At 68.3% G+C, this 14,256-nt stretch carries 12 protein-coding genes; 7 read left to right on the top strand and 5 right to left on the bottom strand.

Annotated elements, in window-relative coordinates:
• Nucleotides 1-158: 158 nt before the first annotated feature.
• Both FZ033_RS03175 and FZ033_RS03170 read right to left on the bottom strand, forming a co-directional pair.
• Nucleotides 159-566: a DUF4332 domain-containing protein gene (locus FZ033_RS03175; RefSeq protein WP_149574724.1), complete on the bottom strand. Its 408-nt coding sequence runs from the start codon at nt 564-566 to the stop codon at nt 159-161.
• 81 nt (nt 567-647) lie between these two features.
• Nucleotides 648-1,028: a hypothetical protein gene (locus FZ033_RS03170; protein ID WP_149574723.1), complete on the bottom strand. Its 381-nt coding sequence runs from the start codon at nt 1,026-1,028 to the stop codon at nt 648-650.
• A gap of 264 nt (nt 1,029-1,292) precedes the next feature.
• Between FZ033_RS03170 and FZ033_RS03165 the strand changes: the two genes are divergently transcribed.
• The 5 genes from FZ033_RS03165 to FZ033_RS03145 all read left to right on the top strand — a co-directional run bounded on the left by FZ033_RS03165 (nt 1,293) and on the right by FZ033_RS03145 (nt 8,120).
• Complete coding sequence (locus FZ033_RS03165) at nt 1,293-2,996, top strand: helicase HerA-like C-terminal domain-containing protein (RefSeq protein ID WP_188079282.1); 1,704 nt, start codon at nt 1,293-1,295, stop codon at nt 2,994-2,996.
• A 201-nt stretch (nt 2,997-3,197) separates the two neighbouring features.
• Complete coding sequence (locus tag FZ033_RS03160; protein WP_149574722.1) at nt 3,198-3,632, top strand: ANTAR domain-containing protein; 435 nt, start codon at nt 3,198-3,200, stop codon at nt 3,630-3,632.
• A 328-nt stretch (nt 3,633-3,960) separates the two neighbouring features.
• A complete protein-coding gene (locus FZ033_RS03155; RefSeq protein WP_149574721.1) occupies nt 3,961-5,367 on the top strand; it encodes a M20/M25/M40 family metallo-hydrolase in 1,407 nt (468 codons plus the stop codon).
• 153 nt (nt 5,368-5,520) lie between these two features.
• On the top strand, nt 5,521-6,516 hold the full coding sequence (locus FZ033_RS03150) for a zinc transporter ZntB (protein WP_149574720.1): 996 nt from the start codon (nt 5,521-5,523) through the stop codon (nt 6,514-6,516).
• A 197-nt stretch (nt 6,517-6,713) separates the two neighbouring features.
• Nucleotides 6,714-8,120: an esterase-like activity of phytase family protein gene (locus FZ033_RS03145; RefSeq protein ID WP_149574719.1), complete on the top strand. Its 1,407-nt coding sequence runs from the start codon at nt 6,714-6,716 to the stop codon at nt 8,118-8,120.
• Nucleotides 8,121-8,256: 136 nt separating this feature from the next.
• On the opposite strand, the gene FZ033_RS03140 is transcribed toward FZ033_RS03145, so the two are convergent.
• Nucleotides 8,257-9,885, bottom strand: coding sequence for an ArnT family glycosyltransferase (locus FZ033_RS03140; protein ID WP_149574718.1), 1,629 nt, complete (start codon nt 9,883-9,885; stop codon nt 8,257-8,259).
• 361 nt (nt 9,886-10,246) lie between these two features.
• The gene (locus tag FZ033_RS03135; RefSeq protein ID WP_012115295.1) at nt 10,247-10,843 is read right to left on the bottom strand and encodes a superoxide dismutase; all 597 of its coding nucleotides are present in this window, start codon (nt 10,841-10,843) and stop codon (nt 10,247-10,249) included.
• A 204-nt stretch (nt 10,844-11,047) separates the two neighbouring features.
• Between FZ033_RS03135 and FZ033_RS03130 the strand changes: the two genes are divergently transcribed.
• Nucleotides 11,048-11,845, top strand: a complete 798-nt coding sequence (locus FZ033_RS03130; protein ID WP_149574717.1) for a hypothetical protein — start codon at nt 11,048-11,050, stop codon at nt 11,843-11,845.
• A gap of 253 nt (nt 11,846-12,098) precedes the next feature.
• Nucleotides 12,099-13,121: a nicotinate-nucleotide--dimethylbenzimidazole phosphoribosyltransferase gene (gene cobT / locus FZ033_RS03125; protein ID WP_149574716.1), complete on the top strand. Its 1,023-nt coding sequence runs from the start codon at nt 12,099-12,101 to the stop codon at nt 13,119-13,121.
• Nucleotides 13,122-13,124: 3 nt separating this feature from the next.
• Here the strand turns inward: cobT and FZ033_RS03120 are convergent, their stop codons facing one another.
• A complete protein-coding gene (locus FZ033_RS03120; protein WP_149574715.1) occupies nt 13,125-14,165 on the bottom strand; it encodes a sensor histidine kinase in 1,041 nt (346 codons plus the stop codon).
• Nucleotides 14,166-14,256 lie beyond the last annotated feature (91 nt).

The raw sequence follows: 14,256 nt of genomic DNA, 5'->3' as shown, positions 1-14,256 counted from the left end.
GCCGACTGAAAAGGCGCCGGCTTGTCCCGGCCGCAGATGGCGTGCGCCGGACCCTGTGCGCTCTTGGGACATGCATGTGTCCGCCGGAGGGCCGGGCCGTCCCGGCGGACAGGTTGCAACGCATGAGCCCGGCTGACCGGGCCGGAGCGGTTGGAGCGTCAATAGGTGAGGACGGCGGGCAGGTCCTTGGCCTGGGCCACCCACTTCTCCACCATGCTCTCGGTGGGCAGCGCGCGCACCAGCTTCTTCTGGGCGTTCACGTCGGCCATGGACTTGGTGAGGTTGGCTGGGACGCGGGTCTTCAGCTCCTTCACGGTGTCCACGCCGGCGGCCTCCAGAAGCTCGGAATATTCCTCGCCCACGCCCTTGATGCGCATCAGGTCGGCCATGTTGGCCCATTTGAGGATGCGGCTCTCGTCGATTCCGCTCGCGCCCGCAAGTTCCTTGCGGCCCTTGGGCGACTTGGCCTTTTCGAGCAATGCGTCCGTGGTGGTGATGCCGGCGCCCTTCAGCTTTTCCGCGAACACCGCCCCGATGCCCTCGATGTCGATGATCGGATAGGACATGCGTTTCCCCTTATCGCGGCCGGCTTATGTGCCGGCGGGTAAGATCACGCCACAACCCGGGACCAAGTCAATCGCCGCCGCTCACACCACCTGCCGCAGGCCGGGAACGGCGCGCACCAGGCGGTTCACCGGCTCGTCGCCCACCGTGGTGCGGGCATAGGCCACGACCTCGTGCACGGCGAACTGGACCTGGGCCATGGTGAGGCCGTGGGCCATCATCCGGTCGGCCACGAGCATCAGCCGGGCCATGCCGCCGAAATGGCGCTCGGACAGCTCGGTGGCGTCCACCTCGGGGGCCTCGGCGGTCAAGGCTTCGGCCCAGGGATGCACCGCGAACAGGGGCGCGAGCACATCGGCTGGTGCCTCCTTGCCGAGAAACTGGATGACGATAACCACCACCGCGCGGGCGGTGGCCTCGTCCAGGTCGAGGCGGGTCCGAAGGTATGCGATCAGATCGTCCATGCGCGCTCCTTCGCCCGCTCCTTGCGCCGCATCGCCCGGCAGGCGGGGCGGCACAGTGCAGGCGGCAGAGCCTGCGCGCAAGGGCAGCTCGGGCCGGCCTCAGGCGAGGAGGGGGCGGGGCAGGGGATGCCGCTAGGCAGCGGCGCAATTTGCTTGCCCGCCAGGCGGGGGCGGGCGAAAACCTCGGATCGAGGAGACCGGATGCATCCGGCGATTCGTCGCTGTTGCATGCGTCGATGCGAGGATCGCGCCGAGGAGCACGCAATGGCACGCACCCCTTCCACCCGCCCGCCCGCCACCGGCCCGAGAACGGGCAAGGCACCGGCGGCAGGCGCGGCGGCACCCGCATCTCCGGGACAGGCCGAGCCGCAGGCCAACCCCAATCCTTGGGGGCCGGCGGCACAGGAGGAAGGCGACGGCCGCATCCTGGTGGGGCGCAGCTTCCTTGGTCGCAGCGAAGCGGCGAAAGCAGGCACCAGCGCCAAGGATGAATATCTCACCCTGCGCCTCGCCAACCGCCACGGCCTGGTGACCGGTGCCACCGGCACCGGCAAGACCGTGACGCTGCAGGTCTTGGCCGAAGGGTTTTCGCGGGCCGGGGTGCCGGTCTTCGCGGCCGACATCAAGGGCGACCTCTCCGGCGTGGCCGCTCTCGGCGAGGCCAAGGATTTCCTGGTCGAGCGGGCGCAGGAGGTGGGCCTCACCTACACCCCCGACAGCTTCCCGGTGATCTTCTGGGACCTGTTCGGCGAGCAGGGCCACCCCATCCGCGCCACCGTGTCGGAGATGGGGCCGCTGCTTCTGGCGCGCCTCATGGGCCTCAACGACACCCAGGAGGGCGTGCTCAACATCGTGTTCCGCCTCGCCGACGAGCAGGGCCTGCCGATCCTCGATCTCAAGGACCTCAGGGCCATGCTGGCCGAGGTCGCCCAGACCGCCTCCACCCTCACCACCAAGTATGGCAACGTCTCGGCGCAGAGCGTCGGAGCCATCCAGCGCCAGCTTCTGGTGCTGGAGAATCAGGGAGCGGACAAGTTCTTCGGCGAGCCTGCGCTGAATATCGCCGACCTGATGCGGGTGGATCGCACGGGCTACGGTACCATTTCGGTGCTGGCCGCAGACAAGCTGATGGGCGCACCGCGGCTTTATGCCTGCTTTCTGCTGTGGCTTCTGTCGGAACTTTTCGAGCGGTTGCCCGAGGTGGGCGATCCGGACAAGCCGAAGCTCGTCTTCTTCTTCGACGAGGCCCATCTGCTCTTCGACGAGGCGCCCAAGGCGCTGCTCGACAAGGTGGAGCAGGTGGTCCGCCTCATCCGCTCCAAGGGGGTGGGCGTCTATTTCGTCTCCCAGAACCCGCTGGATATTCCCGAAAGCGTGCTGGCCCAGCTTGGCAACCGGGTGCAGCACGCCCTGCGCGCCTTCACGCCCCGCGACCAGAAGGCGGTGAAGGCTGCGGCCGAGACCTTCCGGCCTAATCCTGATCTCGACACCGCCCAGGTCATCATGGAACTGGGCAAGGGCGAGGCGCTGGTGTCCATGCTGGAAGGCAACGGCGTGCCCTCCATGGTGGAACGCACCCTCATCCGCCCGCCCAGCGGCCGCATCGGCCCGCTGAGCGCGGAGGAGCGCGCGGCGATCCTGGCCAGGAGCCCGGTGGGGCACATCTACGACGCGCCCATCGATCGCGAATCAGCTTTCGAGATGCTGCAGAAGCGTATCGAGGAGAAGGCCGCCCCGCAGGAGGCGGCGGCTTCCGACGGCGGCGGCTTTCTCGGCGGGGTGCTCGACAGCGTGCTCGGCACCGGTCCGGCCGCCGGCAGGGCGCCGTCCGGCCCGGCGCGGGGCGGTGGCCGGCCCAGCACTCGCATGACCACCACCGAGGTGGTGGTGAATCAGGTGGCGCGCACCGTGGCCACGGGGCTCGGCCGGGCCATCCTGCGCGGTATCCTCGGCTCCATCCGTCGCTGACCGCCGCCTGGGGGCGGGCGACAGTTTGTACCGATCTTGGAGCCCGAAAACGTATTCTGTTGCGTTGGCGCGGGTGGGGCGGTATAATCATGGTATTCCAGTGGGATTGCGGGGTCGCACTGGGGAGCTGCTCAACGCGCGCGCCCAAGCCCTGCCTTTCAGGCGGATTGCACTCAGGCGCGCCCCGACCTGGAGCGCCTCATGAAGGTGTTGCCGATCGCCCGCATTCTTCTGGTTGATTCCCATATGGAACGTCGCCTTGCGACCAAAGCTGCCCTGACCGCGCTTGGCGTCGGTTCGGTGCGCGAGGCCGCTGCGCTCGACGAAGTCACCGATCCCGCTGTGCTGGGATCGGCCGACGTACTCGTCGTTCAGGTGGACGATCCGGAGGATGCCCCTGCCAATCCCTTCCGCTTTGGTGCCGGCATTCCTGCCGTGCTGATCGCGGAAGTCCCGGCCCAGCTTCTTGTACGGGCCGCAAGCCGCGCCGGCTATGACGCCGCGCTTGGCGCACCGCTCGCGCCGCGGCTGCTCTACCGGCGCATCGGCTCGGTGATGCAGCGCGCGCGCCGGCTGGCGCGTCCGGCTCCATCCCCCGTCGTGCAGCCCACCGCGGACCTGGTCAGCGCCGGCTGACCTGCTTCGGGCTGACCGGCCTCCGGCGAAATCGTTCCGCCGAAGATGGAAATGCTTGGCTTGCCGGACGGAAGTCCGGCTGGCCCCATGCAGGTGCGTCGCGTCCGACTCAAATGGGGAGCGCCGCGCGGGGTACGCTCCGTGGTGCCCATTTTTCGGCGCGTCTTGTCTCTTGACGCGTCTTTGATCGCCTCCATCATGGCTTCTCGGTTGTGGCGTTTGTCGTCACCGCCTCTTCTGCGTCATGGCTGCTTGCCAGATGCGCGTGAGAAAGCCAGCATCCGTCGCGATTCCGGGCCGGGCATGGCCCGCGCGACGGAGACCCCATATGGCGGGACGCACTGAAACACCCGAGGCAGCGCGCCTTGACGCAACGCTCAAGGCGGTGGACGACGGGCTCGATGCTGCGCTCGCGCGGCTTTTCGACTTCCTGAAAATCGCCTCCATCTCCACCGATCCCGCCCACAAGGCGGCATGCGCCCAAGCTGCGGAGTGGGCGGCGGGGGAACTGCGGGCGCTCGGCTTCGCCGCCACGGTTCACCCGACGCCGGGCCATCCGGTGGTGGTCGCCCGCACCGACACGGGCGCGCCGCGGCGCGTGTTGTTCTACGGCCATTACGACGTGCAGCCGGTGGACCCCCTCGACTTGTGGGAGACCCCGCCGTTCGAACCGCGCCTCGGCGCAACGCCTGACGGCCGCAAGACCATCGTCGCCCGCGGCGCCTGCGACGACAAGGGACAGGTGCTGACCTTCCTGGAGGCGTTGCGCGCCTTCAAGTCGGCCGGGGCGGGGGCTCCGGTGGATGTCACCGTGCTGCTGGAGGGCGAGGAGGAGTGTGGCTCGCCCAACCTGCCGGCCTTCCTCGCCGCCCATGCGTCCGAGCTTTCCGCCGACCTTGCCCTGGTCTGCGACACCGGCATGTGGGACCCCAGGACCCCCTCCATCACCACGGCGCTGCGCGGCATCCTCCATGCCGAGCTGACCATCGTGGGCGCCGACCGGGACCTGCATTCCGGCCTGTTCGGCGGGGCGGCGCGCAATCCCATCCATGTGCTCGCAAGCCTCGTCGCCGAGGCCCACGATGCCTCGGGCCGGGTCACGCTGCCGGGCTTCTACGACGACGTACGCGAGATGCCCGCCGAGGTGCGCCAGCGCTGGGAAAGCCTTGGCCTCACCGCCGAGGCCTTCCTGAAGCCGGTGGGCCTTGGAGTTGCGGCGGGCGAGAGCGACCGCCTCGTCATCGAGCAGATCCAGTCGCGTCCCACCTTCGAGGTCAACGGCATCTTCGGCGGCTATACCGGGGCCGGCACCAAGACCATCATTCCCGCGCGGGCCACCGCGAAGATATCGTTCCGTCTGGTGGCGGACCAGGACCCGGCGAAGATCCGCGCCGGCTTCGAGGCGTTCGTCGCCGCTCGGGTGCCGGCGGACTGCGAAGCCGTCTTCTCCTGGGGCGAGGGCGCGCGCGCCTTCCTGGTGCCGCCGGAGAGCCCGGACCTCTCCCGCGCCGCCGGGGCGCTGGAGGCCGAGTGGGGCATTGCCCCGGTCACCGTCGGCTCTGGCGGGTCGATCCCCGTGGTGGGGCAGTTCAAGGACGTGCTGGGGGTGGATACCCTGCTCATCGGCTTCGGGCTCGACGACGACCGGGTCCATTCGCCCAACGAGAAGTACGACCTCAGCTCCTTCCACAAGGGCACCCGCAGCTGGGTGCGCATCCTCGACGCTCTCGCCTGAAGTCCGGCGATGCCGGCGCAATCTCTCGCACCTGACGTTGCGCGCCCACTTTTGTGCGGCGCGCAATCGTGCGAGGAAGGCCGGGCCAGGTCGGCGGAACGCCCCCCGGGGATGCGCCAGACATAGCCTCCAGACGCCCCGAGGACGCCCCCCATGGAACGCCCCGCGCTCAAGATGGATGCCGAAGGCCTGCTCTCAGCTTGGCGATTCGACGGTCGGGGCGGCGCAACCCGCCTGCCGCTCGATCGGGCACTGGTGGAGCCGGCGCCGGATGGCGGCTTCATCTGGCTGCATTTCCGCTATCTGCCGCGCGCGCCGCAGACCTGGCTGCGGCAGCATAGCGGCCTGGATCTCTCGGTGGTGGAGTCCATCGCCGAGGATGATTGCCGGCCGCGGTGCGCCATGTTTACGGAAGGCTCGCTGCTCTCCCTGCGCGGCATCAACCTGCAGCGCAATGCCCTGCCCGAGGAACTCATCACCGTGCACCTGTGGGTGGATGCGCGGCGTGTCCTTTCGGTGCAGCACGATTTTCTGTCCGCCATCGCCGACTTCGAGGACGCACTCGCCCGTGGTCGCTGCCCCCGCAGCCAGGGCGAATTCGTGGCCGACCTGTCCACGCGCTTGGTAGAGCGGGTGGACGCGGTGGTGGACAAGCTTATCGACGAGGCGGACGAACTGGAGGACACGGTGCTGGCCACCGTCGCTTCCGAGATGCTGCCGAAGATTGCCATCCTGCGCCGTGTCGCCGTCAAGCTGCGCCGTCACATCGCCCCCCAGCGCGAGGCGCTCAACCATTTCGCCCTCGAGGATGATCCCTGGATGGGGCCGAAGGACAGGAACCGCCTGCGCGACGCCGCCGACCGGGTGACGCGATTCGCCGAGGAACTGGACAGCGTGCGCGAGCGTGCCGGCATCATCCGCGAGCAGATGGTGGACACACGGGCCGAGCAGATGAACAAGTCCATGCTCGTGCTCGCCGTGGTGACCGTGGTGTTCGCCCCTATGACGCTCATTTCCGGCATGTTCGGCATGAATGTGGGCGGCATTCCCGGCAATACCGATCCCGAGGCCTTCTGGGCGCTCGCTGTCGCCATGCTGGTGCTGGGCTTCGTGCTGCTGTGGTTGTTCCGCAAGCTGAAGTGGATCTGAGCCCCAGGGCCGGTGTGTCCTACGCATCAGCCATGGATGAAACCCGGGCGAAGCCCTCCCGGCTTCGCTCGAAGGCTGGGGCCGAGCCTCTGAGGCGGAGATATCGAACGTAACGGAAGTGTCGTTAGCCTGTCGCCGGGCCGTCAACGCTTGCGCGGCAGGTGGTGTGCGCATCGGACCCTCGGGAGGTTTTCACCATGCGCACCGTGAAATCGTTTACTCTCATGCTGCTCGCCGGCGTTGCCCTGGCCTCGCCTGTCTTCGCCCAGGAGAAGGCGGCTTCCGCCCCCTCGGAAGGATCGGCCTATCCGGCGATCCTGGTGGGACAGGCGGTGCTGCCCGCCGCCAGCTTCGTGGCCGCGCCTGCGGACGCGTCGGCCGATCTGAAGACCTCCGGCAAGTTCACCAATGCCGACCGCAAGCGCATCGACCAGGTGGGCAGCGTGAAGGGCGTCAGCGTCCTCTCCGACAAGGCCGCCCCGCGTGAGACCGGCCTGTCTCTGCCGTTCGAGGGCCAGCCGGTGCAGGGCTTCTCCGGCATCGTCTCGGAAGGCGACGGCCGGTTCTGGGTGCTCACCGACAACGGCTTCGGCTCCAAGGCCAATTCGCCCGACGCCATGCTGATGGCCCACCGCCTGAAGATGGACTTCAAGGACGGCAAGATCGAGCGCCTCGCCACTATCTTCCTGCACGACCCGGACCGGAAGGTGCCGTATCCCATCGTCATGGAGGGCACCGACAAGCGCTATCTCACCGGCGCCGACTTCGACCTCGAATCGATCCAGGTGGTGGGTGACAGCATCTGGTTCGGCGAGGAGTTCGGCCCCTTCCTCATCGAGACCGACCTCACCGGCAAGGTGAAGGCCGTGTTCGAGACCAAGGTGGATGGCAAGCCGGCGCGTTCCCCCGACCATCCGGCGGTCAGCACCCCCTCGGCGCCGGACGGCAAGGTGGCGTTCAGCGTCTATCGCTCCAAGGGCTTCGAGGGCATGGCCCTGTCCCCGGACAAGACCAAGCTTTACGCGCTGCTCGAAGGCCCGCTGTTCGATGCGGCCACCGGCGGCAAGGAGAAGGTGGGCGAGAGCGAAGTGCTGCGCATCGTCGAGTTCGACATCGCCAAGCGCGACTGGACCGGCCGGTCCTGGAAGTATCCGCTGGCGGTGGCCGGCAACGCCATCGGCGACTTCAACATGATCGACGACACCCACGGCCTCATCATCGAGCGCGACAGCCTGGAGGGTTCGCGTTTCAAGGCCTGCGCCGAGGGCAAGGTGGAGCCGACCTGCTTCGACAAGCCGGCCAAGTTCAAGCGCGTCTACAAGGTGGAGTTCTCGCCCGAGACGGCCGGCCAGCTGGTGCGCAAGGTGGGCTATATCGACCTGCTCGCCATCAAGGATCTCAATGGCAAGGCGCGGCAGGGCGGCACCGAGGGCGTGCTCGACATGCCCTTCTTCACCATCGAGAACGTGGTGATGGTGAGCCCCACCGAGATCGTGGTGGGCAACGACAACAACCTGCCGTACTCCGCCGGCCGCAGCCCGCAGAAGAACGACGACAACGAGTTCGTCCTCCTCTCCGTGCCCGAGCTGCTGAAGGGCAACTGATACCTTCGGCTTCGGTCTTCGACCGATGCCGAGTGGGTTACGCTCAAGCCCGCGCGGACAAGACGGACGACTGCGCAAACGAAAAGGCCGGGCACGCAGGTGCCCGGCCTTCATCATTCTGGGGAATTGGCGGAGCCTACTGCCCGGCGGCGAACACGCTGGGGAAGGGCCGGCCGCGCACGTCGTAGACGGTGGCGTAGGTGACGCCTTCCCGCTCGATCTTGACCAGGGTCGGCGCCTTCACGTCGGCGCAGTAGAACTCGCCGAGGCGCAGGTAGAAGTCCGCGTTGCTGCTGTCGTAGGTGGTTTCGTAGCGGGGGCCGAGCTCGGCGGCGGCGGCGAAGTAGGGCCCGCAGACCGCCACCCGCAGCTTGCGTCCCTGAGGCAGGGACCGGCGGTGCTGCTCCACATATTCGTCCAGCTCTTCCGTCGCCTGCTTGAAGGCGAGGCCCCAGTAGTCGAGCATGAACTTGCTGTCAGCGCCCTGAATGCCACCCGCCAGATGGTTGTAATAGGTGTATTCATAAGGGTGAAGGTTGCGGAAGGCTGCCGCCGGCATGGCAAGGCCCACCAGGAAGGCGGCCGCCACGGCGCCCTGGGCGAGGCGCGGCAGGCGCTGCGCCTTCTCCCACAGCCAGGAGGCGGCGACGCCGCCGAGCAGGGCCAGGGCCGGCGTCACGAACACGAAGTGGCGGATGCCGTTATAGACCACCGGCCGGGCCGTCACCGTGAGCAGCACGGGGAAGAAGGCGGCGGTGACGATCAGCACCAGCCGGGCGCGCTTGGCCGGCGTGTCACGTCCGAACAGGGCGGACACCACGGCTCCCGCCGCGCCGGCAAGGGCGAGGCCGAGGAACAGTTCCGGCATCTGCACCGAGAACAGGGTGGGCACATAGGAGCGCGGCATGTCCGGCACGAGGATCGGCCGCCCCTCGAACATCTCGCGCCAGGGCACTTCCCAGAAGTTGGAATAGTATTTCAGCGCCACCAGGGGGTTGAGCGGCTCCGCCACGCCCCAGGGCCACAGGATGCCCAGCACGAAATAAGCCAGCGGCAGGCCGAGGGCGAGGAGGCCGGTGAAGCCCAGGCAGCGCTTCAGCGCCGCCTTCAGGCCGAGGTGCCGGGCTTCCGTGACGAACAGGAAGCCGATGGCGGCGAAGATGAAGACGCCGCACATCAGTCCCATCACCCGGGTGCCGATGGCAAGGCCGAGGGACAGGCCGAACAGGGTCACCGTGCGCGGGGAGGGATTGGGGAATTCGTCGAAGGCCCGCACAGTGGCATAGAGAACGCCCGCGACCGCCACGGCGAAGGGCGCGTCCTTCACGTTCATGAAGATGTGCCCGTAGAACAGCGGGCAGATCATGAGCAAGGCCATGGCGGCGAAGCCGCCCCAGGGGCCGGCGAGGCGCCGCCCGATGCGCCAGACGATGAAGAAGCCGCCCACGCCCACCAGCGCGCCCAGCAGGCGGCGGATGTCGAACACGTCCACGAAGGGCATGGCCTTGGCGAGGGAGGCGGCGAGCAGGTCGAAGCCGCCGCCGTAATAATACAGGTTGACGAAGGAAAAGACCTTCCGCTGCGTCAAACCCGACGAGAAGTAATTGTACAGCAGGTCGCCGTACTGGGAATGGGTGAAGTCATCCCAGCCGAGTCCGTAATCGGAGAAGGTGAGGGCGGCGATGACAGTTACGGCCGCAAGCAGGATGACGGCGCAGGCATCCGCAACCGCGCCTGGCCGACGATCGATCTCTAGGAACGACATGAAAGGAGAACCCCGACGGACGACCAACTATTCCCGTGCACACCCACCGGTTGAAGCCCGAAGCTTCTTTGCCCCTGAGGTAGATATTACCATTCTACCGCAGCCGGTGGAGCGCGTGACAGCTAAGATGGAGTAGCGTCCAATCGCAACAAAATTATGCTGTGCAATGCAAAATTTTAAGGCAAATCCGGTGTGAAATTGCGGCGGATTGTCCCCGCGACGCAAGGAGAGGTGTCCGGATCATCTTGGCGGCGCTGAATCGTTCACCATAGAGAGAAGAATTTGCTCAGCGTTTTTGCTTCGGCGGCGAAAGGGCCTCCCGGCGGGCGCCGGGAGGCGAGAGGCACAGAACCCCTTCGGATCAGACAGCCTTGCTGTACAGTTCCGCGACGTAGTCCCAGTTCACGAGATGGTCCACGAACGCCTTGAGGTAGTCGGGGCGGCGGTTGCGGTAGTCGATGTAGTAGGAGTGCTCCCACACGTCGACGCCGAGGATGGGGGTCGCGCCCTGCACCAGCGGGTTCTCGCCGTTGGGGGACTTGAGCACCACGAGCTTGCCGTCCTTGAGGGCAAGCCAGGCCCAACCCGAGCCGAACTGGCCGACGCCGGCGGCAATGAAGTCTTCCTTGAACTTCTCGACCGAGCCGATGTCCTCGATGATCTTCTTCTCGATCTCGCCGGGGATGGCGCCGCCGCCGTTCGGCTTCATCCAGTTCCAGAAATGCAGGTGGTTGTAGTGCTGGCCGGCATTGTTGAAGAGCGGGGCGTTCTTGCCGAACGAGCCCTTGACGATCTCCTCCAGGGATTTTCCTTCAAATTCAGTTCCCTTTAGGAGATTGTTGCCATTGTTCACGTAGGCGAGGTGGTGCTTGTCGTGGTGGTATTCCAGCGTCTCGCGCGACATGTAGGGGGCGAGGGCGTCATAGGCGTAGGGCAGTTCGGGCAGCGTGAAGGACATGAAACGTCTCCGCAATTTATCCGGCGTCGTGCTCGGGGCGAAATCGCTGCCCCGGCGCCATACCGGGTATACGACATGTCCGAGCGAGCACCTAGATAGGGCGGCCCCTGCCTTCAAACAACCTTGATGCGGCCGATTTTCCCGGCGAGGTACCACCTTTGGTGTATAGCGGCCTTGAGCCGGCAAGCGGGAGTGGGGTGGCAGATGTGGTGGTTCCTGGTCCTTCTCGGCGTTCTGATCGCTCTGGCCGGGGTTGCGGTCATCGCGCTCGGTGTCTCCATTTTCGTGTCCACCTTCGGCAATACCCTGATCACCACCGGGGCCGTGGCGGCCTCGGGTGGGTTCGTCATTACCGCCATGGGGCTGGTTCTGCGCCAGCTTGAGCGTCTCTCCCAGCAGGTCGAGCGGAGCTATACCGGCGCCGAGGCCCCCGCCGAAGGCAGCTATCCGGCGCGCGTCGGCGGCCGTGGCGCCCAGGCCCGCCTCGGCGCAGATGATCTCGTGCCGCCGGAGCCGGAGGCCATCGCCGCTGAGCCCGCCCCCGCCGCGCTTCCGCCGGTCGAGACCCGCGAGCGGATCGCGCCGCCCTCGCGTAACGCTCCGCTTCCGCCGCCGGCCGAGCCGGAGGCCGAAACCGTCGATCCCATGCTGGAGGCGCGCCGCCAGCGGTTGCAGCGCCGGGCCGAGCCGCAGCAGCCCCAGCCCCCATCCGGGGCGACGCCTCCTCCCGCCCCGCCGCGTCCGCGCACTGGCTACGAGCCGCCCCCGCGCCCGGCCCGCCCGGGGCCCGAGCCGCAGCCGGCCCCGGCGGTGCCCCCCGCTCCGCCGCCCCGGCGCGAGCCGGAGGAGCCGCGCATCCTGAAGTCCGGCATCGTCGGCGGCATGGCCTATACCCTTTATTCGGACGGCTCGATCCAGGCCGACCTGCCCGACGGCGTGGTGCGCTTCGCCTCGCTCCAAGAGCTGCGCGACCACGTGGCGCAGTCCCAGGGCGAGCGCTGAGCCGCACGGCAACCCGAGGTCGGCACGACTGCGCGCGGCCGGGCCAGCCCCCTGACGGTGCGGCCCGCTGCTCGTTCCGGTGAGGCCCCTCCGCCTGACTGAAGCTCCGTCTTCCGGGGCGTTGAGGCGGGGCCTCGCATGCGGCGGTTCGCCCTTCTTCCCCCTTCGCGCGCACGCGCTTTGGCTCTATGGAGCGGCTTTCCGTTCCCGCGCCGGGCTCACCGCCCCGTGCGCCGCTTCAGGTAGCCTGCCCATGTATCCGAGCGAATCCGGCCTGCCCTTCGACGATATCCGCCAGCTCATCGCCACCATGCCCGGCCCGTCCGAGGGGGCACGGGAGGCGGCGCTGGCGCGGCAGGAACAGCTGGTGAAGCCGTTCGGCGCGCTGGGCCGGCTGGAGGCCATCGCCGCCCACCTTGCCGCCTGGCAGGGCAATTCCATGCCCACGGTCAACCGGCCCATGGTGGCGGTGTTCGCCGCCACCCACGGCATCGCCGATCGCGGGGTCTCGCCCTATCCCGGCGCGGTGACCAAGCAGATGATGGCCACCTTCACCGCCGGCAAGGCGGCCGTGAACCAGATCTGCGCCACGTTCGACGCCGGACTGCGAGTGTTCGACCTCGCCCTCGACTATCCCACCCCGGACATCACGCAGGGCGCAGCGCTTGACGAGAAGGCCTGCGCCGCCACCATGGCCTTCGGCATGGAGGCCATCGCCGGCGGGTCGGATCTTTTGTGCCTCGGCGAGATGGGAATCGGCAACACCACCATCGCCGCCGCCTTGTGCCACGGCCTCTACGGCGGCACGGCGGAGGAGTGGGTGGGCGCCGGCACCGGCTCCACGGGCGAGGTGCTGGAGCGCAAGATCGCGGCGGTGCGCGATGCGGTGGCGTTCCACAAGGATCATCTGTCGGATCCGCTGGAGGTGTTGCGCCGCCTTGGCGGGCGCGAAATCGCAGCCATCGCCGGCGCCATCATCGCGGCGCGGCACGAGAAGGTGCCGGTGGTGCTGGACGGCTTCGTGGTCACCGCCGCCGCCGCAGTGCTCCACGCCCTCGATCCATCCTCCCTCGACCATTGCCTCGCCGGCCACGTCTCGGCGGAGAAGGCGCACCGCGCGCTGCTCGACCGGCTTGGCCTGCGGCCCATCCTCGACCTCGACATGCGGCTGGGGGAAGGCTCGGGCGCGGCGCTCGCCATCGGCGTGGTGAAGGCAGCGGTGGCGTGCCATCGCGGCATGGCCACCTTTGCCGAGGCCGGGGTTTCCGAGGGCTGAAGCTCAGGATTGAAGGGCGCGCGCGGGCGGGAAGGTCACTTCGGCCCGCGTGCCGCCGCCCGGCCGGCGCTCCAGCGCCAGCGCGCCGCCGTGCAGGCCCGCAAGGCCACGCACGATGGCAAGTCCCAGCCCGGCGCCGCGTCCGGTGGCGAGGTCGACACGGCTTTCTCGGGGATGGGCCGCCCCCAGCGGGAGTTCGCGCTCGGCGATACCCGGCCCGGTGTCCTCCACCGCGACGAACGGCACGCCATCCCCCCCGATGCCTGCCAGCAGATGCACCGAGCCGTGGTGCGGCGTGAATTTCACGGCATTGGCCAAGAGGTTGAGGGCGATCTGGCGCAGCGCCCGCTCATCGCCCCACAGGCGCGGCGTTCCCGTCACTTCGGCGGTCAGGGTCACGCGGGCGCCGGCGGCCAGGGGCCGCATCATGGCAACGCAGTCCTCCGCCAGGGCATCGAGCCGTACCGGCGTTTCCATGAGGGTGCGGTGGCCGCTCTCGATGCGGGCGAGGTCGAGGAGGTCGTCGGCGAGGGCCAGAAGATGCTGGCCGGACGCATGAATGTCCCGCGCATAGCTGCCATAGGCCTGCACCCGGTGGGGGCCCAGCACCTCGTCCGCCATCATCTCGGAAAAGCCCATCACCGTGTTGAGCGGGGTGCGCAGCTCGTGGCTCATCTCGGCCAGGAACCTTGATTTGGCGAGGTTTTCCGCCGTCGCCTGTCGTGCCGCCACCTCCGCCGCCTCGGCCTTAGCCTCGGCCTTGCGCAGGGCTGCCTCCAGCCGCTGGGACCGCAGGACGAGCAGGCTCGCGGCGACCAGTGCCGCCGTGCCGCCGGCCACGGCTCCGGGACTTCCAGCCAACGCGCCGCCCGCCAGCGCCATCCCGAAGCTGCCGAGACCGGCGACCAGCCATGGGCCGGCAAGGCTGCGGGCAGGGCGGGGCAGAGGCAGGGGACGCGGGAGGGGGAGTCCGGCCGCCTGCGCCGCGGGCTCCGGCGGGGAGCTGGCGGCGGCGTCGAGCGGGGGGCAAAAGGGGCCGGACATGCGGCAGGAGCCCTTCGCGGACGGCGCGCCTCCGGGGAGAGACCTGCGCCGGGCCAGACGGATCATTGCTCCCAACACCTGGGGCCGTCGC

The sequence above is a fragment of the Xanthobacter oligotrophicus genome (assembly GCF_008364685.1).
In the GTDB taxonomy this organism is placed as follows: domain Bacteria; phylum Pseudomonadota; class Alphaproteobacteria; order Rhizobiales; family Xanthobacteraceae; genus Xanthobacter; species Xanthobacter oligotrophicus.
The sequence above is the reverse complement of the archived record's forward strand: the minus strand, read 5'-3'. Positions and strand labels throughout refer to the sequence as shown.